Here is a 19,778-nt window from a genome sequence, read left to right on the forward strand (position 1 = left end):
GGCCGCCGTGCCGGACGACGCCGACGTCGTGGTCGTCCACGACGCGGCCCGGCCGCTCGCCCCGCCGGCCCTGTTCGCCGCCGTCGTCGCCGCCGTCGCCGACGGGGCCGACGGCGCCGTGCCCGGCGTCCCGGTGGCCGACACCGTGCGGCGCCTCGGCGGCGGCGTGGTCGAGCGGGACGGGCTCGTCGCCGTGCAGACGCCACAGGCCTTCCGGGCCGAGGCCCTGCGCCGGGCCCATCGGGGCGAGCCCGACGCCACCGACGACGCCTCGCTGGTCGAGGCCATCGGTGGCAAGGTGGTCGTCGTGCCCGGGCTGCCCGCCAACCGCAAGATCACCACGCCCGACGACCTCGTCGCCGCGGCCGCCCTGCTCGGGCGGTGACCGTGCGGGTCGGCCTCGGCTTCGACGCCCACGCCTTCACCGACGACCCCGGCCGGCGCCTCGTCCTCGGCGGCGTCGCCTTCGACGGCGAGCGGGGCCTGGCCGGCCACAGCGACGCCGACGTCGTCGCCCACGCCTGCGCCGACGCCCTCCTCGCCGCCGCCGGGCTGGGCGACCTCGGCACCCTGTTCCCCGACACCGACCCCGCCTGGGCGGGGGCCGACAGCCTGGCCCTGCTCGCCGACGTCGCCGGCCGGGTGCGGGGCGAGGGCTGGGCGCCCGGCAACGTGGACTGCGCCGTCGTCCTCGAGGCCCCCCGCCTGGCGCCGCACCGGGCGGAGATGGAGCGCCGGCTGTCCGACGCCGCCGGCGGGCCGGTCACGGTCAAGGCCAAGCGGGCCGAGGGCCTCGGGGCCATCGGCCGGCGCGAGGGCGTCGCCTGCTGGGCCGTGGCGCTGGTGGTGCGGCCGTGAGCCCCCGGGGCGGCGGTGGCGGGCGACCGCAGCGGGGCAGGAGCGGTCCGGCCGCCGGCCGGGGCGGCCCCTCGCCGGCCGGCCGGTCCGGGGCGGGGCGCGCGCAGGGGCGGGCGCCCGCCGCCGGGAGCTCCCGGTCCTCGCCGCCGGCCCGCTCGGGCGCGCCGCGGGGCCAGGGGCGGGCGCCCTCGGCGGGGCAGTCCCGGTCGTCGCCGCCGGCCCGTTCGGGCGCGCCGCGGGGGGTGGGGCGGCCGCGGCCGTCGGCGCCCCGGGCGCTCGGTGGCGAGCAGGTCGAGGGCCGCCAGGCCGTCCGCGAGCTGCTCCTCGCCGGCCGGCGCCGCGCCCTCGAGATCTGGTTGGCCGACGACCTCGACGACGCGCCCGTCCTCGACGACATCGTCGAGCTGGCCGAGGAGGCCCGGGTGCCCGTGCGGCGGGTCAGCCGGCGCCGGTTGGAGGCCGAGGCGAGGACCGACGCGCCCCAGGGCGTCCTGGCCCGGGCCGCGGCCCTGCCCGAGGCCGACCTCGACGACCTGGCCCGACGGCCGAAGGGCGGGCCGGCGCCGTTCCTCGTGGCCCTCGACGGCGTGACCGACCCCGGCAACCTGGGCGCCCTGCTGCGCAGCGCCGAGGGGGCCGGGGTGAGCGGCGTGGTCCTGCCCCGCCACCGGGCCGTGCACGTCACGCCGGCGGTGACGAAGGCGGCCGCCGGCGCCGTCGAGCACCTCCCGATGGCCGTGGTCGGCGGCCTCCCCGCCGCCCTCGCCCGCCTGCGGGAGCAGGGGGTGTGGGTCGTCGGCCTCGACGCCGCCGGCAACCGCCCGCTCTGGGACCTCGACCTCGGGACCGAGCCGGTCTGCCTCGTCCTCGGCGCCGAGGGCCGCGGGCTGGCCCGGCTGACGAGGGCCCGCTGCGACGAGGTCGTCGCCATCCCCCTGCTCGGCCGGCTGGCGTCGCTGAACGTGGCCGCCGCCGGCGCGCTCGCCTGCTTCGAGGTGGCCCGGCGCCGACGAGGCTGACGGATTCCTTGACAAGTGACCACGCGGTATGGTTCAAAGTAACTAGTCCTCACGGGCTAGACCGAGTGGGCTACTCGTCATCCCCCAGCCGCACCATCGTCACAGCCGATCGCAGGAGTCCGTCGTGGCCGCTCACCGCACCGTCGCCCCACTCGTCGACCTGTCCGACCCGGACCTCGCCGCCCGCGCCCAGGGCGGCGACGAGCACGCGCTCCAGGTCCTGCTCGACCGCTACCGCCGGTTCGCCCGGGCCCGCAGCCGGGGCTACTTCCTCGTCGGCGGGGACGGCGAGGACCTCGAGCAGGAAGCGCTCATCGGCCTCTACAAGGCCATCCGCGACTTCCGGCCGGAGCACCAGTCGTCGTTCCGGGCCTTCGCCGAGCTCTGCATCACCCGCCAGATCATCACGGCGATCAAGACGGCGACGCGCCAGAAGCACCAGCCGCTCAACCAGTACGTCTCGCTGAGCGCGCCGGCCCGTGACGACGCCGACGAGCGCTGCGTCGACGACCTCCTCGAGGACGTCCGCTCGTCCGACCCGGCCGAGGCCGTCGTCGCCGCCGAGCGGCTGGCGTCGGTGCGCACGTCGATGGCCGCCCTGCTGTCCGAGCTCGAGGTCGACGTGCTCCGCCTGTACGTCGAGGGCAAGAGCTACCAGGAGATCGGCGTCGCCCTCGGGCGGCACGCCAAGTCGATCGACAACGCCCTCCAGCGCATCAAGCGCAAGCTCGACCACCACCTGCGGGCCGAGGCCGCCGCCGAGCGGGAGGCCGTGCTCGTCGGCTGACCCGCGTGCCGGGGCCCGCCCCGGCGTGGTACATCGGCCGCCGTGCCGCCCCGCCACTCGGTGACGATCGACGTCGACGCCCCACCCCGGCGCGTGTGGGCGCTCGTCACCGACGTCGAGCACATGGGCCAGCTCAGCCCCGAGTGCGTCGGCGGCGAGTGGCTCGACGGGGCGACGGCCCCCGAGGTCGGTGCCCGCTTCCGGGGCCACAACCGCAGGGGCGAGGTGAGGTGGTCGACGACCTGCGAGGTCGTCGAGGTCGAGCCCAACCGGGTGTTCGCGTTCGCCGTCGGCGGCGCCGCCCGCCCGTCGTGCACGTGGCGCTACGAGCTCGAGCCCCGCCGCGGCGGCCGGTCCACCAGGGTCACCGAGTCCTTCGAGCTCCCGAGGCCGCTCAGCGCCTTCCGCCGCTTCGTGACCCGCTCGAGCATCAAGGTCGCCGACCGCGAGGCCGACCTCGTCCACGGCATGGAGCGCACCCTCGCCGCCCTGAAGTCCCTCGCCGAGGGCCGCTGACCGTTTGGCGGCGGGTCGTCACCGAGCGGTGCGGCCCGCGGTACGGTCGTGCGCATGGCGGTGGACCGGCTCGAGGACGACCTGTTCGTGGTGCTCGCCATCGTGCTCGTCGTCGCGGCGATGGCAGCGATCGCGCTGCTGGCGGCCACGGGGCTGCGGCGCTCCGCCGAGCCCGAGGTGGGACTCGAACCCACGGCCTGACGCTTACAAGGCGCCTGCTCTGACCGGCTGAGCTACTCGGGCGGTGCGGCGCCATCATGGCCCTTCGGCGCCGGAGGGTCCTTGCATCCGGGGGCGTGGCAAGGCAGTGTTCGCAACGATGGTGCCGTCTGGGTCGGCCCTTGTGATCGCGACCGCACACCGCTCCCGCGCGACGGGCGCCGAGCGGTGACGTCGGCGGGGCGGCACTCGTCGGAGGACGGGTCCTTCGTCAGGTCGGCGGGCGGCGCCATCGCCCGCGGCGGCCTGCTCGTCGCCGTCGCCGTGCTCATCGGCGTCCTGCTCCTCGCCCGCGGCCTCGACAGCGGCGACCTCGTCAGCGCGGGCGGCGGTGACGACGGCGGCGAGACGACCGACGGCACCACCGCGGGCGACCCGGCGACGAGCACGACGAGCACGACGGCCGCCGCCGCCGTCCGGCCGCCGACCGAGGTGCGCGTGCTCGTGGCCAACGGGTCCGGCGTGCCCGGCGTCGCCGGGCAGCGGACCGACACGCTCGCCACCGCCGGCTACCAGACCCTCGAGCCGGCCAACGCCGCGCCGACCCCCACCACCCAGGTGCTCTTCGCCGAGGGGTTCCAGGCCGAGGCGGCGGCCGTGGCGACCGCGCTCGGCTTCCCGCCGACGGCCGTCCAGCCCCTCCCCGACCCCCCGCCGGTCGACCCGCTCGACGCCAGTGTCGTCGTCGTCCTCGGGCAGGACACCGAGGCCGCCTGACCCGGCCCGCCCGCGGCCCGCTCGGTGGAGCGGCGCCGGAGGGCGGCGGTAGGGTGCCGAACGTGGGCCGTCCACCAGCCAGACTCGTCGACGACCTCCTCGGGCCGTTCCTCGCCGCCCCTGACCGGGCGGGCATCCTGTCGGACTTCGACGGCACCCTGTCGCCGATCGTCGAGGACCCTGCCGCCGCCGCCCCGCTGGACGGCGTCCCCGCCACCCTCGACGCGCTCGCCCGCCGGTACCGCCGCGTCGCCGTCCTGTCCGGCCGGCCGGTGGCCTTCCTCGAGAAGCTGCTGCCGCCGACCATCCTGCTCTCCGGGCTCTACGGCCTGGAGGTCGTCGACCGGGGCGAGCGCCGCGACCACCCCCAGGCCGGGTCGTGGCGGGAGGTGGTGGACGACGTCGCCTCGCTCTCCGAGGCGAGGGGCCCGGCCGGGATGCTGGTCGAGCGCAAGGGGCTGAGCCTCACCCTCCACTTCAGGTCGAGGCCCGAGGCGGAGCCCGAGGTCAGGGCGTGGGCCGAGCGCCAGGCGGCCCGCTCCGGGCTGGTCAGCCGGCCGGCCAGGAAGTCCTACGAGCTGCACCCGCCGATCCGGGCCGACAAGGGCACCGCCGTGCGCCAGCTGTGCGCCGGGCTCGAGGCGGCGATCTTCCTCGGCGACGACGTGGGCGACCTGCCGGCCTTCGACGCGCTCGACGAGCTCGGCGCCGCCGGCGTCGGCGTCGTGAAGGTGGCCGTGCGCTCGAGCGAGGCCCCCCGGGTCCTCATCGACCGGGCCGACCTCGTCGTCGACGGCCCGGAGGGCGCGGCCGACCTGCTCCGCCGCCTGCTCGTCCCCGCCGCCGCCCGCTGACCGGCCGGCGGCGGCCCGCTACCGGGCCGACCGCTTCCGCCTGACCGAACCGCCGCTGCGGGGCGCCGGGCCGCAGCCCGCTGACGGGGCCGACCGCCGACCGGGCTGCCCGCCGTCTCGCCGCCCGACCCTGCGACCCTCCGGGCCGGCCGCCGTCGTGCCACCCGACCGCCCCGCCGCCCGCCCGCCCGACCGCCCGCCGCCCGACCGCCCGCCGTCGTCCCTAGCCGGCCGCCGCCATGAGGTCGTCCAGCCAGTCGGCGGGGGTCCTCGCCGCCGCCTTCAACGCCAGCGCGTCCGCCCGCCGCCGGCGCTCGTCCTCCGGCATGGTCAGCGCGGCGTGCAGGGCGTCGGCCGTCTCCACCAGGTCGTACGGGTTCAGCCCGATGGCCAGCTCACCGAGCTCCTCCCAGGCCCCGGCCTCCCGGCTGAGCGCGAGCACCCCGCCCCGCTCGTTGACGAGGGCGCCCTCCATGGCCACCAGGTTCAGCCCGTCGGACACGGCGTTCACGAGCAGCACGTCGTAGCGGCGCAGGCCGGCGACCGAGCGGGGGAAGTTGTCGGTCATGTCGAGGACGATCGGCTCCCAGTCGGGCGTCCCCCACCGCTCGTTCACCCGCCGCACGAGCGACTCGACCTCCTGCCGGTAGGCCAGGTAGGCCGGCAGGCCCTCCCGCGACGGGTAGACGAAGGCGGCGAAGACGACCTCGCCCCGCAGCTCGGGGTGCCGGGCGAGGAGGTTGTCGTAGGCGTGGAACCCGCGCAGCAGGTTCTTCGACAGCTCGACCCGCTCGACCCGGAGGACGAGCCGGCGCCCGGCCAGCCGCTCGTCCAGCGCTTCGAGCTCGGCGGCGCAGGCGTCGGAGGCGGCGACGGAGCGGATGTCGTCGGGGTCCGAGGCGAGCGGCGCGACGAACGTGCGGGGTGGCGTGCCGAGGACCGACCGGCAGCACGCGTCGAAGCGGCCCGCCCAGCGCCGGGTGTGGAACCCGCATGCCCGGGCGCTGACCATGCCGGCCAGCAGCTCGCCGCCGACGTTCCCCGGCAGCACCCGCACCATGTCCGGCGTGCAGAACGGCGTGTGGCTGAAGTGGACGATGGCGACGTCGCGCCGCTGCTCGGCCAGCTGCTCGCCGACGAGCGCGAGGTGGTAGTCCTGCACGAGGACGGCCGCCCCCTCGGGGGCCTCGGCCGCGACAGCCTCGGCGAACGCCGCGTTCACCCGCCGGTAGGCCGACCACGCCTCCCGCCACCGCTGGTCGAAGCGGGGCAGCCGGGCCAGGTCGAAGAGGTTGTGGTAGAGGAACCAGAGGGTCTCGTTGCAGACGACGTCGTAGGCCATCCGGTAGTCGGCCGGGTCGAGCCCGAGCAGGCGGACCCGGAACCCCTCGGCCTCGACGGCGCCCCCCGACGCCGCCTCCCGGTCGCCCTCGGTCATCGCCGCGGCGATCCAGGTCGTGTCGGTCCCGACCACGAGCGGCGCCAGGCCCGACACCAGCCCGCCGGCGCCCCGCTTGGCCGTCAGCCGGCCGTCGGCGCGCGTGAAGGTGACGGGGCCCCGGTTGGAGACGAGGACGACGGGTCGGTCGGCCACGGCCGGACACTAGGACGGCATCGGGCAGCATGGGGCCGTGCGGGTCGTCGCCGCCCCCGACAAGTTCCGCGGCACCGCGACGGCCGCCGAGGTCGCCGGGGCGGTGGCGCGGGCGGCGGCCGCCGCCGGGTGGACGTGCACGGCCGTGCCGATGGCCGACGGCGGCGAGGGCACGCTCGACGTGCTCGGCGGCCCGAACCGGACGACGACGGTCACCGGCCCGCTCGGCGACCCGGTCGACGCCGGCTGGCGCCTCGACCGCCGGCAGGCCGTGGTCGAGATGGCCAGGGCGTCGGGCCTCGCGCTGGTCGGCGGGCCCGAGGGCAACGACCCGGTGGCGGCGTCGACGTGGGGCACCGGCGAGCTGATCGCCGCCGCCGTGGAGGCGGGGGCCACCCGCGTGGTCGTGGCCGTCGGCGGGTCGGCCACGACCGACGGCGGCCTCGGCGCCCTCCGGGCCCTCTACCCCCTCCAGCGGCTGCGGGGGGTCGACCTCGTCGTCGCCTGCGACGTGCGCACCCGCTTCCTCGACGCCGCCGAGGTGTTCGCCCCGCAGAAGGGCGCCACGCCGGCCCAGGTCAACCTCCTCGGCCGGCGCCTCGAGCGCCTCGCCCAGGTGTACCGGGAGGAGCACGGCGTCGACGTCACCGGGCTCGACGGGGGCGGCGCGGCGGGCGGCCTGGCCGGGGGGCTGGCGGCCGTCGGCGCCACGCTCGTGGCCGGCTTCGACCTCGTGGCCGACGAGCTCGGCCTCGACGAGGTCGTGGAGGGCGCGGACCTCGTCGTCACCGGCGAGGGCTTCGTCGACGAGCAGTCCTTCGACGGCAAGGTGGTCGGCGGGGTGGTCGCGCTGGCCGAGGACCTCGGCGTGCCGGCGCTCGTGGTGGCCGGCGAGGTGTACGACGGCGTGGACGAGCGGGTGGACGCCGTCTCCCTCGTCGCCCGCTTCGGCGAGGAGCCGGCCTGGGAGGACCCGCTCGGCTGCGTGCGGACGGTGGTCGCCGAGCGGCTGGCCGGCGGCGGGCGCTAGGTCGAGCGCCGGCGCCGGCCGAGCAGCACCCAGCCGGCGAGGGCCACGAGCGCGACCACGACGGCGAACTGCACGAGCGCGAGCACCAGCCCGACGACCATCCGCAGGAGCGACACGACGCCGAGCACGGCGAGCGCGACGACGACGAGGCCGAGCCACGGGAAGGTCGGGCGCTCGGGCGCGGGGCGGGCCACGGGGACGAGCCTAGGGCTACGGTGCCGTCCGTGGCCGACGACCTCGCCTCCCTCGACGCCACCGCCCAGGCCGAGCTGGTCCGCTCCGGCGAGGCCACCCCGGCGGAGCTGGTGGACGCCGCCATCGAGCGCATCGAGAAGCTGAACCCCGAGCTGAACGCCGTGATCCACGAGCGGTTCGAGCGGGCGCGGGCCGAGGCGGCCGGCGACCTGCCCGACGGGCCGTTCCGGGGCGTGCCCTTCCTGGTGAAGGACCTGGTGTGCCACCAGGCCGGCGAGCCGTGGCACGAGGGCATGCGCTACCTGAAGGAGCTCGGGTGGACGGCCCAGGCCGACACGTGGCTGGCCGAGCGGTTCCGGGCCGCCGGCCTCGTCACCGTCGGCCGCACGAACACCCCGGAGCTCGGGATCCTGCCGACGACCGAGCCGCTCGCCTACGGCCCCACCCGCAACCCGTGGGACACCGGCCGCAGCCCGGGCGGGTCGAGCGGAGGGTCCGCGGCGGCCGTCGCCGCGGGGCTCGTCCCCGTCGCCCACGCCAACGACGGCGGCGGGTCGATCCGCATCCCCGCGAGCGAGTGCGGCCTGGTCGGGCTGAAGCCGAGCCGGGGCCGCACCACGCTCGGGCCCGACCAGGGCGACGCCATCGGCGGGCTGGCCGTCGAGCACGTGGTCACCCGGTCGGTGCGGGACACCGCCGCCGTGCTCGATGCGGTCGCCGGCCCCGGCCCAGGCGACCCGTACTGGGCGGCGCCGCCGGCGCGCCCGTTCCTCGACGAGGTCGGCGCCGACCCCGGCCGTCTCCGCATCGGCCTCACGACGGCCGCGCCTGGCGGCATGGTCACCACGCACGCCGACTGCGTCGAGGCCGCCGAGTCGGCCGCCCGGCTGCTCGGCTCGCTCGGCCACGAGGTCGAGGAGGCGGGGCCCGAGGGCCTCGACGACCCCGACTACATCCCCCAGTTCCTCGCCCTGTGGAGCTCGAACGTCGCCGCCGGGCTCGACGCCTGGGGCGCGGCCGGTGGGCGCCCCATCGGGCCCGACGACGTCGAGCCCCTGACCTGGGCGCTCGCCGAGATGGGCCGGTCCTTCACGGGCCCCGCCCTGCTCACGGCCATCGGGTGGCTCCAGGCCCACTCCCGGCGGATGGCCCGGTTCTGGCTCGACCACGACCTGTGGCTGACGCCGACGATCGCCGAGCCGCCCCCGCCCCTCGGCGAGTTCGACGCCCCGCCCGAGAACCCGCTCCAGGGCATCTTCCGGGCCGCCTCGGTGGTGCCGTTCACGCCGCCGCTCAACGTCACCGGCCAGCCGGCCATCTCCCTGCCCCTGCACTGGAACGCCGACGGGCTGCCGATCGGCGTCCAGCTGGTGGCCGCGGCCGGGCGGGAGGACGTGCTGCTGCGGGTGGCCGCCCAGCTCGAGGAGGCGGCACCGTGGGCGGACCGCCGCCCGCCGCTGCGCGCCTGATCGCCGGGGCCGTGCGGCGCCCGGCCCCGGACGGTGTCACACCCCCTCGGTAGCCTCTCGCGCATGGGTGATCGGATCCGCCAGGCCGGGGCCGTGGCCTGGGCCGTCGTCGGGGTGGTCGCCCTGCTCACGGTCATCGGGCTGGTCGGCTGGTGGCTCCGGGTCATCTTCCCGCCGCTCGTCCTGGCCGGCGCCATCGTCTTCCTCCTCAACCCGATCGTCACCCTGCTCCAGCGCCGCGGCATCCCGAGGGTGGGCGGCGCGGCGATCGCCTACCTCGGCATCGCCGGGGTCCTCGTCGGCGCCGGGTTCCTGGTGTCGCCGCTGGTCGCCGACCAGGCGGACCAGCTGTCCGAGGAGTGGCCCCAGATCCGGGCCAAGCTCGAGCGCTGGGTGGACGACCGGGCCGAGCAGTCGGAGGACTGGGCCGTCCAGCTGCCGACGTGGGACGAGCTCCAGGACCAGCTGGACAGCACGGACCAGAACCTGAGCGACCAGCTCGACCGGGCGAGGGAGATCGGGTCGCGGGTGTTCCACGTCCTGCTGATCGCCGTCCTCGGCCCGATCATCGCCTTCTACCTGCTGGTCGACCTGCCCCACCTGCGCGACATCGCGGAGTCGCTGGTCCCCGAACGGGCCCGACCAGAAGTCCACGTGGTCGCCCACCGCCTGAACCGCGCCATCGGCGGGTTCTTCCGCGGGCAGTTGATGGTCGCCCTCATCGTCGGGGCGATGGTGTCCACCGGGCTCGCCGTGCTCGACCTGCCGCTGTGGCTGATCATCGGGATGGTGGCGGGGCTGTTCAACATCGTCCCGCTGATCGGCCCGTGGATCGGCGCCATCCCCGGCGTCGTCGTCGCCCTGACGACGAGGGACGTCGGCACCGCGGTCTGGGTCGTGGCGATCATGGGCGTCGCCCAGCAGGTGGACAACCACTTCATCACCCCCCAGGTGATGCAGCGGGCGGTGAAGCTGCACCCGGTGGCGGTGATGCTGGCCCTGCTCGCCGGCGGCACGATCGCCGGCATCGGCGGGCTGCTGCTGGCCGTGCCGGTCGCCGCCGTCGTCAAGATCGTCGTCGGCCACCTGTGGCGCACCTACGTGCTCGGCGAGCCGGTCGAGGCGCTTGCCGGCCAGTGGCGGGCGGCCGACGAGGGCGACGGCGGGGGCGTGGTCACCCCCGTGGGCACGGCGCCGTCCACGCGGGGCGGGGTGGACCCCGACGAGGGCGAGGACGACGACGACGGCGGGGACGGGCGCGCGGGCGGGGGCCGGGCGCCGCCGGCGGACGTGCCGTCCGGGGCGACGGCCGCGGGCGTCGCGGCGCGGCCGGCGGCCGACGCTTAGGAGAAATCGCGCCCTGCCACTGGACGCTTCCCCACATTTCTAGTAGAGAAAGGGGGGATGGCACTCCTCCTGCTGGTCGCGCTCGCCGGGTTCGGCGCCTCGTTGGTCGACGGCGCCCTCGGCATGGGCTTCGGGCCGACCTCCTCCACGATCCTGCTGGCCGCCGGCCTCGCCCCCGCCGCCGTCTCCACGACGGTGAACCTGGCCAAGGTGGCGACCGGCGCCGCCGGAGGCCTGGCCCACTGGCGGTTCGGCAACGTCGACCGTGCGCTGGTCGTGCGCCTGGCCGTCCCGGGCTGCGTCGGCGCCTTCGTCGGCGTGACCGTGCTGGCCAACGTGGACGGCGACCAGCTGCGGCCCTACCTGGCCGTCCTGCTGCTCGTCGTCGGCCTGCGCATCCTCGTCCGGTTCAGCCGGGAGACGCCGGCCGCGCCGTCGGGGCCCCGGCGGGCGGGCGCGCCGGCCCGCTCCCCCTACCGGGGCGTCGGCCTCGCTGCGCTGGCCGGCGGCATCACCAACGGCCTCATCGGGGCCTGGGGCCCGGTGGTCACGCCTGCGCTGCTCCACCGGGAGGGGTTGGAGCCGCGGGTGGCCATCGGGTCGGTCAACACGGCCGAGATCGCCGTCGCCCTCACCGCGTCCGGGTCGCTGCTGGCCTCGCTCGGCAGTTCCGGCGTCGACCCCGGGAAGCTGGCGGCGATGCTCCTCGGCGGGGTGGTCGCGGCGCCGGTGGCCGCCTGGGCCGTCCGCCACCTCGCTCCGCGCCTCCTCGGCGTCGGCGCCGGCGGGCTGCTGGTGTTCACGAACGTCCGGGAGCTGTCCGGCCTCGCCGGGCTGGGTGCGGTCCGGTGGCTGGCCTACGCCGCCGTCGCCGCCATCTGGACGGCGGCCATCGCCCGCCCCCGGTTCACGGCCGATCCCGTCGTCGCCGCCCTCGAGCCGCCGGCCGAGCCCGCCGCGGCCTGACGGTCGGCCGGCGCCTCGCCGGCACGGTCCGCGGCGCGCCCGGGAGGGGTCGCGCTCCGCCCGCCCCGGGAGGGGGCCGGGCGTCCGCCTCGGGAGGGGGCCGGGCGCCCGCCTCGGGAGGGGGCCGGGCGGCCCGCTCAGGCGGAGCGGCGGTAGTCGGGGAGGTCGGCGAGCGCCGGGAGGGAGCCGCCGACCACCTCGACCGGCGGGCCGGTCGGGCGGGCCAGGGTGACGACGTCGGGGACGGGCACGGGGGCCCGCTCGAGGGCGGCCCGCAGCACGGCCACGGCGGCGACGGCCAGCTGGTCGAGCGGGCGGTTGCGGTGCTCGCGGACGCCGAGGTCGACCTGGGCGACGGCCTCCACGCCGAACCGGGCGGCCACGTCGACCAGCAGGCCGATCTCGACGCCGTAGCCCCGCTCGAACGGCACCTGCTCGAGCACCTCCCGCCGTCCCGCGTACTCGCCGCCGAGCGGCTGGAGGATGCCGGCGAGGTGCGGGAAGAGCAGGCTGAGCACGGGCCGGGCCACGAGCTCGGTCACCCGGCCGCCGCCGCCCGGCCGCCCCTCGAACGGCCGCTCGTAGAACGCCTTGACGAGGGCGACGTCGGGCCGGGTCAGCAGGGGCCCGAGCAGGCCGACCACGAACGCCGGGTCGAAGTTCGTCACGTCGGCGTCGCACCAGACGACGAGGTCGCCGGTCGACACGAACAGCGACTTCCAGAGCGCCTCGCCCTTGCCCGGCCCGTCGGCGTGGCCGGGCAGCACGTCGGGGGCGGCGACGACGGTGGCGCCGGCCGCGGCGGCGACGGCGGCGGTGGTGTCGACCGAGTGGTCGTCGACGACCAGCACCTCGTCCACGAGGCCGCAGGACTCGACGAGGCCGGCGACGACGGCGGCGACGATCGGGCCGACGGTCGCGGCCTCGTCCCTCGCCGGGATGCAGACCGACACCCGCTGGCCGCGCTTGGCCCGGGCCAGGGTGGCCGCGTCGAACTCGTCCGCCCTGAACGTCCGGGTGATGCCCGTCGTCACGAGCGCCAATCTACGGGCGCCCCGGCTCCCTCAGGCCGCCCGCCCGGCCAGGGTGGCGAGCAGGGTCTCCCGGTCGGGGCCGAGCGGCGGCTCGGGCGGCCGGGCGTGCCGCTCCTGCCACGCCCCGAGGATGCGGCCGGCCAGGACGGGGTCGGCCATCAGGTCGTCGGGCAGCGACAGCAGGTTGAAGGCCCGGACGAAGGCCCGGAACACGTCGGGGTCGGTGCGGGCGGCGGGCAGCAGGCCGTCGCGGACGAGCGACCGGAACGACAGCCCGTCGCCGTCGGCGTCCGCGCCGCCCGAGGCACCGGCGCCGGCGAGGCGGTTGGCCCGGTCCTGGGCGACGGCCGCCCGGTACCAGGGGCCGACCTCCCGCTCGCTGGCCTCCTCGTAGGCGAGGGCGGTGGCCACCGGGTCGCCGGCCGTCGCCGCCACCGTGTCGGCGAGGAGCACGGCCTGCACCATGGCGCGCGAGCAGCCCCGGCCGTAGAGCGGGTTGGTGCAGGTGTGGGCGTCGCCCACGGCGGCCACGCCGGCGGCCACCGGCCGGCCGTCGGCGCGCAGGAAGCGGCGGCGCCGGTTGACGAGCCGGGCCATGGCCTGCACCGGCGTGGTCGCCTCCGCCCGGCCGGGCTCCAGCCAGGCGCGCGCCGGCGGCAGGGCGAGCACGGTGGCGTCGAAGGCGGCCGGGTCGAGGAGCAGGCCGCGGAGGGCGGCGTCGTCGGAAGCGGTCGCGAGCGTCACCGAGAACGTGCGGTTGTCGCCGGCGAACACGGCGAACTTCAGGTAGCCGAGGTCGACGGCCACCAGCGCGTCCCCGGCCGGCGGCTCGGCGCCGGGGGCCAGCCGGTAGAAGCGGGAGAAGTAGACGATCCCGGTGTCCTCCTCGTCCTCCTCGAGGGGGCCGAGGCCGGCGGCGTCGAGCCAGGCGGGCAGGCCCGACCGGCGCCCGGTGGCCACGACGACGAGGTCGGCCGGGAACGTCGCCGGGGCGCCGCCCGCCGTGGCGGTCACGCCGGCCACCAGCGGGAGGCCGTCGCCGCCCCCGGCGACCAGGCCGTCGACGGCGACCCCGTCGAGCAGCCGCACGGCCGGCGCGGCGAGCACCGACCGGCGCAGCACCCACTCGAACGTCGTCCGCCGGCAGGCCAGCGCCACGAGGTCATCGTCGCCCGGGCGAGGCGAGCGGTCCTCCATCGCCGGCGGCAGGAGCTCGGCGAAGCGCAGCTCGCTGGCGCCGGCGTCGAGGAGGGCGGCGAGCACGTCGGGGAACCGGTCCCGCAGCAGGTTGCGCAGCCGGGCGAGGAAGGCGTGGGAGTGGCGGACCTGCGGCGCGCCCCTGCGGTCCCAGGCGAACGCCTCGTCGGCGCTGCCCGGCAGGGGGGTGGCGTCGCGCTCGAGGACGGTCACCTCGTGGCCGGCGCGGCCGAGGGCGAGGGCGGCTCCGAGCCCCCCGACGCCGGCACCGACGACCACCACCCGAGCCACCCCGCCACCGTACGGCCGGCCCTCCCGGACCGGCGACTCGCGGCCCCGCTCGGTTGCGACCGGGCCTCCCGCTGACTAGCGTTAGCACTCGCCTTTCGAGAGTGCTAGCCACGAAACGGCTGAAGGAGCGAGGATGCCGAAGACGATCGCCTTCGAGGAGCACGCCCGGCGTGCGCTCGAGCGGGGGATGAACCAGCTGGCCGACGCCGTGCGGGTCACCCTCGGCCCCAAGGGCCGGAACGTCGTGCTGGAGAAGAAGTGGGGCGCCCCGACCATCACCAAGGACGGTGTGTCGGTCGCCAAGGAGATCGAGCTCGAGGACCCCTACGAGAAGATCGGGGCCGAGCTGGTCAAGGAGGTCGCCAAGAAGACCGACGACGTCGCCGGTGACGGGACCACCACCGCCACCGTGCTGGCGTGGGCCATGGTGCGCGAGGGCCTGCGCAACGTCGCCGCCGGCGCCAACCCGATGGGCCTCAAGCGGGGCATCGAGGAGGCCGTCGAGACCGCCGTGTCGAGCCTCAGGAGCCTGTCCAAGGAGATCGAGGCGCGCGAGCAGATCGCCCAGGTCGCGGCCATCTCGGCCAACAACGACCAGGAGATCGGCCAGATGATCGCCGAGGCCATCGACAAGGTGGGCAAGGACGGCGTCATCACCGTCGAGGAGTCCAACACCTTCGGCATGGAGATGGACCTGGTCGAGGGCATGCGCTTCGACAAGGGCTTCATCTCGCCGTACTTCGTCACCGACCCGGACCGCATGGAGGCCGTGCTCGAGGACCCCTACGTCCTCCTCGTGAGCTCGAAGATCTCCTCGGTGCGCGACCTGCTGCCGGTGCTCGAGAAGGTCATGCAGTCGGGCAAGCCGCTGGCCATCATCGCCGAGGACGTCGAGGGCGAGGCCCTCGCCACCCTGGTCGTGAACAAGATCAGGGGCACGTTCCGGTCGGTCGCCGTCAAGGCCCCCGGCTTCGGCGAGCGCCGCAAGGCGATGCTCCAGGACATGGCCATCCTGACCGGCGGCCAGGTCATCTCCGAGGAGGTCGGCCTCAAGCTCGAGAACACGACCCTCGACCTGCTCGGCACGGCCCGCAAGGTCGTCGTGACCAAGGACGAGACCACCGTCGTCGAGGGTGGCGGCTCCGAGGCCGACATCAAGGGCCGGATCCAGCAGATCAAGAACGAGATCGAGAACACCGACTCGGACTACGACCGGGAGAAGCTCCAGGAGCGCCTGGCCAAGCTGTCGGGCGGGGTCGCCGTCCTGAAGGTCGGCGCCGCCACCGAGGTGGAGCTCAAGGAGAAGAAGCACCGCATCGAGGACGCGGTCAGCACCACCAAGGCCGCCATCGAGGAGGGCGTCGTGCCCGGCGGTGGCGTGGCCCTGCTGCGCTCGCAGGCCGCCATCCTCGACCTCGCCCAGAAGCTCGAGGGTGACGAGTCGACCGGGGCCCGCATCGTGGCCCGGGCCGTCGAGGAGCCGCTCAAGCAGATCGCCCTGAACGCCGGCATGGAGGGCGGCGTCGTGGTCGAGCGGGTCCGCAACCTCGAGGGCGCCAACGGCCTCAACGCCGCCACCGGCGAGTACGAGGACCTGCTGAAGGCCGGCGTGCCGGACGCCACCAAGGTGACCCGGTCGGCGCTGCAGAACGCCGCCTCGATCGCCGCCCTGTTCCTCACCACCGAGGCGGTCATCGCCGAGAAGCCGGAGGAGAAGGCCCCGGCGATGCCCGGCGGGGGCATGGAGGACTTCTAGGCGTCGCACCACTCCGCCGCAGCACACCAGGACGGCCGCCCCTCGGGGCGGCCGTTCCGCGTCCCGGCCAGGGTCAGGTCGGCCAGGCCACCGTCCCGGCGACGATCGTCGCCGCCACCTCGCCCTCGGGGGTGAGCAGGACGAGGTCGCCGGCGGCGCCCGGGGCCAGGGTGCCCCGGTCGGCCTCGCCGAGCAGCGCGCACGGCACGGCCGTGGCCGCGGCGACCGCCTCCTCCAGGGGGCAGCCGGTGAACGCGGCCAGGTTGCGCACGGCCCGGTCCATCGACAGGTCGCTCCCGGCCAGGGTGCCGTCGGGCAGGCGGACGCCGTCGGGCCCTGCGGTCACCGTCCGGTCGCCGAGCGGGACCGGGCCGGGCGGGGCCCCGAGGGCGGCCACGGCGTCGGTGACGAGGGTCAGCCGGCCCCGGAGGGCCGGCCACACGGCGGCGACGGTGGCCGGGTGGACGTGGAGGCCGTCGGCGATGAGCCCGACCCGCAGGCGGCGGTCGGTCAGCGCGGCGCCGACGATGCCGGGCCGGCGGTGGTGGAGCGGCGCCATGCCGTTGAACAGGTGGGTCACCCAGCGGGCGCCGGCGTCGACGGCGGCCGTCGCCTCCTCCAGCGACGCGCCGGTGTGGCCGGCGGAAACGACCACCCCCCGGCCGGTGAGGTCGTGGACGAGGTCGAGGGCGCCGGGGAGCTCGGGGGCCAGGGTGACGACCCGGACGCCGGCCGACCGCGACCAGCCGGCGGCCACCTCCCGGGACGGCGGGGCCAGCAGCGCCCGCGGGTGCGCCCCCCGGTGGTCGGGGGCGAGGAACGGGCCCTCCACGTGCAGCCCGAGCGGGGTGGCGCCGACCCAGCCGGGCGGCGGACCGGCCCGTAGGGCGGCGAGCGCCCGCTCCCGGGCCGCCGCCGGCGAGGTGACGATCGTCGGCAGCCAGGCCGTCACCCCCCAGCGGGGGAGCAGGGCGCCGACCTCCCAGAGGCGCTCGGGCTCGGCCGTCAGGTCGATGCCGCCCGCGCCGTTGCACTGGAGGTCCACGAAGCCGGGCGCGACGACGAGCCCGGTGGCGTCGAGGGTCGGCAGGCCGCCGGCCGGGCCGGGCACGACGCGGCCGCCGCGGACGACCACGTCGACCGGCCCGCCGAGCACGGCGAGGTCGCTCACCGCGCCACCAGGTGCGGCTCGGCGGCCCGGCGCAGGCTCGGGAGGACCGACGCGACGGCGGCGACGGCGACCATGTAGCCGCCGAGCACGGCGAGCGCCGGCGCCGCCCCCACCGACTCGACCAGCAGGCCGGCGGCGAGGCCCCCGAGCGGGATCGTGCCCCAGGCGACGGCCCGGGCGGCGCTGAGCGCGCGCCCCTGGAGCTCGTCGGGGGTCGCCGCGTAGCGGTACGCGGCCACGGCGACGTTGAACACCGGGCCGACGACGGCGCCGAGCCCGGCGACCGCGCCGAGGGCGAGCGCCGAGCGCAGCGGCGCGAGGGCGACCATCGACGCCGCCCAGGCCCACATCGACCCCACGACGACGGCCCGCAGCGACAGCCGGCGGGTGAGGCGCGGGGCGACCGCCGACCCGACGATGGCCCCGGCCCCGAAGAAGGCGAGCATCACGCCGATCACGCCCGGCGAGGCCCCGAGCGACTCGGCCCGGAGGATCAGCACGATCGTCAGCGCGTTGAAGGCCAGGTTGCTGCCGGCCACGAGCACCACGATGGCCCGCAGGACGGGCTGGCGGGCCAGCCAGGCGATCCCCTCCCGCATCTCGGCGCCCAGCCGGGCGAGCCCCGGGCTCGGCGCCCGCTCGCCCTGGAAGGCCGGCCGCACGAACAGCAGGGTGACGAACGAGACGAGGTAGGACGCGGCGTCGGCCACGAACGGCACGGCCCGGCCGACGGAGAACAGCAGGCCGCCGGCCGGCTGGCCGAGCAGGTCGGCGCCCTGGACCCTCGCCTGGTTGCCGGCCAGCGCGGACGCGAGGTGCCGGCGGGGCACGATCTGGGGGAGGGCCGCCGCCTCGGAGAGCTCGAAGAACACGAACGCGGTGCCCTCCACGAAGGCGACGGCGGCGACGAGCGGGACCGACAGGCGGTCGGCGGCGATGGCCCCGACCAGCACGGACAGGCCGGCCAGCCGGACGACGTCGCAGGCGAGCATGATCCGCTTGCGGTCGCCCCGGTCGACCAGCGCCCCTGCGGGCAGGAACCACAGCAGGAACGGGAGGCCCTGGGCGAAGGCGACGGCGCCCACGTCGCCGCCCGAGCCCGTCTCGGCCAGCACGAGGAGCGGGTAGCCGATCGAGGTGATCCTCGACCCGAGCGTCGACACGAGCTGGCCGCACCAGAACAGGGTGAAGTCCCGGTTGCGGCGGAGCGGCTCGCCGGGAGGCTCGTCGGTCACGCCGGGTAGCCTCGCAGCGATGGCCGGTCGCACGGCGAAGGTGCTGGTCCACAGGCTCGCCGGCGGACGGCTGGGCCGGGCGCCGGACGAGGTCGTCGTCGAGGAGCCGCTCGAGATCCGCCTCGACGGCCACCTCGTGACCACCACGATGCGCACGCCGGGGCACGACCACGAGCTGGCCGCCGGCTTCTGCTGGACCGAGGGGCTGCTCGGCGGGGCGGCCGTGCAGCGGTGCCGCAGCTGCGCCGTCGGGCCGCCCGAGGACCGCCGCTGGAACGTCGTCCACGTCGAGACCGGCGGCCGGGCCCCGGTGCCGGAGGCCCGCCTGACCACGACCACGTCGTCCTGCGGCCTGTGCGGGGCGGCCTCGCTCGACGCCGTCCGCCGGCGCCTGCACCCGCTGCCCGCCCCCCGCCGGTTCGACCTCGACGTGCTGGCCGCCGCGCCCGCCGCCCTCCGGTCGGCCCAGGACCTGTTCTCCTCGACGGGCGGGGTCCACGCCGCCGGGGCGTTCACGGCCGGCGGCGACCTCGTCGTCGTCCGGGAGGACGTGGGCCGCCACAACGCCGTCGACAAGGTGGTCGGCCGCCTGCTGCTCGCCCACCGGATGGACGACGCCCGCGACCTCGGCCTCGTCGTCAGCGGGCGGGCGTCGTTCGAGATCGTCCAGAAGGCGTGGGCCGCCGGCTTCCCGGCCGTCGTGGCCGTGAGCGCGCCGTCGTCGCTCGCGGTGGAGACGGCGAGGGTGGCCGGCCTCATGCTGGCCGGGTTCGCCAGGGAGGGCCGCCTGAACGTCTACGCGCCGGAGGACGTGCGCAGATGACCATGCCCCCCGCGGTGCGAACCGGCCCCCCGGCCTGAGAGAATCGGGTATGGCCGCGGGGAGGGGTCGTCGGGGGAGGCGCGCCGGTGCGCTGGCGGTGGTGCTCGCCGTCGCCGCGCTCGCGGGCGCCTGCAGCGGGTCGGGCTACCAGTACGTGACGAACCGCTCCGCCGGCACCTACTTCAAGATCCCCGACGACTGGGAGCTGTTCGAGGTCACCGTCGAGGACCGGCCCGAGGCCGTCGCCCCCGACCGGCCGTGGCAGGTGGTGTTCGACGCCTCGCCCGACCCGTCGCTCGAGCACCTCGGCGAGCTGGGCGACCATCCCGTCGGGTTCGCCAAGATCGTCACCTACACGAGCGAGAGCGACCGCTCGACGGTGTCGCTGTCCACCTTGCGGGGCCTCGCCATCAACGGCCAGGGCGATCCGCTGGCCCTGATCGCCGACGGCAACGACAGCATCGAGCTGGTCGACTACCAGGACGTCGTCACCGACGACGGCTACCACGGCAACCGGATCGTGCTGAACGTGAAGACCACGGGCGGCGACTTCGCCACCGTCGCCCAGATCGCCATGCTCGACCCGGCCACCACGAAGCTGTACCAGCTCCAGGTGGCCTGCCTGTCGTCCTGCTTCGACCGCTACCGCACCGAGATCGACCGCCTGCTCGACTCCTGGACGATCGACCCGAAGGACTGA

The 19,778-nt window shown here is 76.5% G+C and carries 21 protein-coding genes and 1 tRNA gene; 15 read left to right on the forward strand and 7 right to left on the reverse strand.

The window, feature by feature from the left end; genetic code table 11:
- The 6 genes from VGB14_15005 to VGB14_15030 all read left to right on the forward strand — a co-directional run.
- On the forward strand, window positions 1-385 hold a 385-nt coding region (locus VGB14_15005; protein ID HEX9994236.1), incomplete at its 5' end, for a 2-C-methyl-D-erythritol 4-phosphate cytidylyltransferase.
- The gene (gene ispF / locus VGB14_15010) at window positions 382-858 is read left to right on the forward strand and encodes a 2-C-methyl-D-erythritol 2,4-cyclodiphosphate synthase (GenBank protein ID HEX9994237.1); all 477 of its coding nucleotides are present in this window, start codon (window positions 382-384) and stop codon (window positions 856-858) included. The genes VGB14_15005 and ispF, both read left to right, overlap by 4 nt.
- A gap of 242 nt (window positions 859-1,100) precedes the next feature.
- Window positions 1,101-1,877 (forward strand): 23S rRNA (guanosine(2251)-2'-O)-methyltransferase RlmB, encoded by a 777-nt coding sequence (gene rlmB, locus VGB14_15015; protein ID HEX9994238.1) that lies wholly within the window; start codon window positions 1,101-1,103, stop codon window positions 1,875-1,877.
- A 124-nt stretch (window positions 1,878-2,001) separates the two neighbouring features.
- Window positions 2,002-2,664, forward strand: a complete 663-nt coding sequence (gene sigH, locus VGB14_15020; protein ID HEX9994239.1) for an RNA polymerase sporulation sigma factor SigH — start codon at window positions 2,002-2,004, stop codon at window positions 2,662-2,664.
- A 42-nt stretch (window positions 2,665-2,706) separates the two neighbouring features.
- A complete protein-coding gene (locus tag VGB14_15025; protein HEX9994240.1) occupies window positions 2,707-3,180 on the forward strand; it encodes an SRPBCC family protein in 474 nt (157 codons plus the stop codon).
- 54 nt (window positions 3,181-3,234) lie between these two features.
- Entirely contained in the window at window positions 3,235-3,381 is a 147-nt protein-coding gene (locus VGB14_15030; GenBank protein HEX9994241.1) for a hypothetical protein, read from the forward strand.
- Here the strand turns inward: VGB14_15030 and VGB14_15035 are convergent.
- A tRNA-Thr gene (locus VGB14_15035) sits at window positions 3,350-3,423 on the reverse strand. The genes VGB14_15030 and VGB14_15035 overlap by 32 nt on opposite strands.
- A gap of 144 nt (window positions 3,424-3,567) precedes the next feature.
- Between VGB14_15035 and VGB14_15040 the strand changes: the two genes are divergently transcribed.
- Window positions 3,568-4,116: a LytR C-terminal domain-containing protein gene (locus VGB14_15040; protein HEX9994242.1), complete on the forward strand. Its 549-nt coding sequence runs from the start codon at window positions 3,568-3,570 to the stop codon at window positions 4,114-4,116.
- Between the two features lie 62 nt (window positions 4,117-4,178).
- Window positions 4,179-4,970, forward strand: a complete 792-nt coding sequence (otsB, locus tag VGB14_15045; protein ID HEX9994243.1) for a trehalose-phosphatase — start codon at window positions 4,179-4,181, stop codon at window positions 4,968-4,970.
- 223 nt (window positions 4,971-5,193) lie between these two features.
- On the opposite strand, the gene VGB14_15050 is transcribed toward otsB, so the two are convergent.
- On the reverse strand, window positions 5,194-6,564 hold the full coding sequence (locus VGB14_15050) for a trehalose-6-phosphate synthase (GenBank protein HEX9994244.1): 1,371 nt from the start codon (window positions 6,562-6,564) through the stop codon (window positions 5,194-5,196).
- A 37-nt stretch (window positions 6,565-6,601) separates the two neighbouring features.
- Here VGB14_15050 and VGB14_15055 point away from each other — a divergent pair, with 37 nt between their 5' ends.
- Window positions 6,602-7,594 (forward strand): glycerate kinase, encoded by a 993-nt coding sequence (locus tag VGB14_15055; protein ID HEX9994245.1) that lies wholly within the window; start codon window positions 6,602-6,604, stop codon window positions 7,592-7,594.
- Here VGB14_15055 and VGB14_15060 read toward each other — a convergent pair.
- Window positions 7,591-7,788, reverse strand: a complete 198-nt coding sequence (locus VGB14_15060) for a hypothetical protein (GenBank protein HEX9994246.1) — start codon at window positions 7,786-7,788, stop codon at window positions 7,591-7,593. The two genes, VGB14_15055 and VGB14_15060, sit on opposite strands and share 4 nt — an antisense overlap.
- Before the next feature lie 30 nt (window positions 7,789-7,818).
- Between VGB14_15060 and VGB14_15065 the strand changes: the two genes are divergently transcribed.
- From VGB14_15065 to VGB14_15075, 3 genes are all read left to right on the forward strand, one after another.
- Window positions 7,819-9,258, forward strand: coding sequence for an amidase family protein (locus VGB14_15065; GenBank protein ID HEX9994247.1), 1,440 nt, complete (start codon window positions 7,819-7,821; stop codon window positions 9,256-9,258).
- Between the two features lie 63 nt (window positions 9,259-9,321).
- Window positions 9,322-10,605 (forward strand): AI-2E family transporter, encoded by a 1,284-nt coding sequence (locus tag VGB14_15070; protein ID HEX9994248.1) that lies wholly within the window; start codon window positions 9,322-9,324, stop codon window positions 10,603-10,605.
- 57 nt (window positions 10,606-10,662) lie between these two features.
- Entirely contained in the window at window positions 10,663-11,571 is a 909-nt protein-coding gene (locus VGB14_15075; GenBank protein HEX9994249.1) for a sulfite exporter TauE/SafE family protein, read from the forward strand.
- A gap of 137 nt (window positions 11,572-11,708) precedes the next feature.
- On the opposite strand, the gene VGB14_15080 is transcribed toward VGB14_15075, so the two are convergent.
- Together VGB14_15080 and VGB14_15085 are read right to left on the reverse strand one after the other, a co-directional pair.
- A complete protein-coding gene (locus tag VGB14_15080) occupies window positions 11,709-12,605 on the reverse strand; it encodes a glucosyl-3-phosphoglycerate synthase (GenBank protein ID HEX9994250.1) in 897 nt (298 codons plus the stop codon).
- A gap of 30 nt (window positions 12,606-12,635) precedes the next feature.
- A complete protein-coding gene (locus tag VGB14_15085) occupies window positions 12,636-14,093 on the reverse strand; it encodes an NAD-binding protein (protein ID HEX9994251.1) in 1,458 nt (485 codons plus the stop codon).
- A gap of 133 nt (window positions 14,094-14,226) precedes the next feature.
- Here VGB14_15085 and groL point away from each other — a divergent pair, with 133 nt between their 5' ends.
- Entirely contained in the window at window positions 14,227-15,849 is a 1,623-nt protein-coding gene (gene groL / locus VGB14_15090) for a chaperonin GroEL (protein ID HEX9994252.1), read from the forward strand.
- A gap of 73 nt (window positions 15,850-15,922) precedes the next feature.
- On the opposite strand, the gene nagA is transcribed toward groL, so the two are convergent.
- Entirely contained in the window at window positions 15,923-17,020 is a 1,098-nt protein-coding gene (gene nagA, locus VGB14_15095) for an N-acetylglucosamine-6-phosphate deacetylase (GenBank protein ID HEX9994253.1), read from the reverse strand.
- Window positions 17,017-18,255 carry an MFS transporter gene (locus VGB14_15100; protein HEX9994254.1) on the reverse strand — a complete coding sequence of 413 codons (1,239 nt, stop codon included), beginning with the start codon at window positions 18,253-18,255 and terminating at the stop codon, window positions 17,017-17,019. The genes nagA and VGB14_15100 overlap by 4 nt, the downstream gene beginning before the upstream one ends.
- A 19-nt stretch (window positions 18,256-18,274) precedes the next feature.
- Here VGB14_15100 and fdhD point away from each other — a divergent pair, with 19 nt between their 5' ends.
- Both fdhD and VGB14_15110 read left to right on the forward strand, forming a co-directional pair.
- Complete coding sequence (gene fdhD, locus VGB14_15105) at window positions 18,275-19,078, forward strand: formate dehydrogenase accessory sulfurtransferase FdhD (GenBank protein HEX9994255.1); 804 nt, start codon at window positions 18,275-18,277, stop codon at window positions 19,076-19,078.
- A gap of 100 nt (window positions 19,079-19,178) precedes the next feature.
- Window positions 19,179-19,778 carry a hypothetical protein gene (locus tag VGB14_15110; protein HEX9994256.1) on the forward strand — a complete coding sequence of 200 codons (600 nt, stop codon included), beginning with the start codon at window positions 19,179-19,181 and terminating at the stop codon, window positions 19,776-19,778.

The organism is Acidimicrobiales bacterium, assembly GCA_036399815.1.
Lineage (GTDB): Bacteria > Actinomycetota > Acidimicrobiia > Acidimicrobiales > DASWMK01 > DASWMK01.

Bases quoted from the DNA above. Each gene is read 5' to 3' on its own strand.
- VGB14_15070 (HEX9994248.1), top strand. From the start codon at position 9,322: ATGGGTGATCGGATCCGCCAGGCCGGGGCCGTGGCCTGGGCCGTCGTC.
- VGB14_15030 (HEX9994241.1), top strand. From the start codon at position 3,235: ATGGCGGTGGACCGGCTCGAGGACGACCTGTTCGTGGTGCTCGCCATC.
- VGB14_15075 (HEX9994249.1), top strand. From the start codon at position 10,663: ATGGCACTCCTCCTGCTGGTCGCGCTCGCCGGGTTCGGCGCCTCGTTG.
- fdhD (HEX9994255.1), top strand. From the start codon at position 18,275: ATGGCCGGTCGCACGGCGAAGGTGCTGGTCCACAGGCTCGCCGGCGGA.
- groL (HEX9994252.1), top strand. From the start codon at position 14,227: ATGCCGAAGACGATCGCCTTCGAGGAGCACGCCCGGCGTGCGCTCGAG.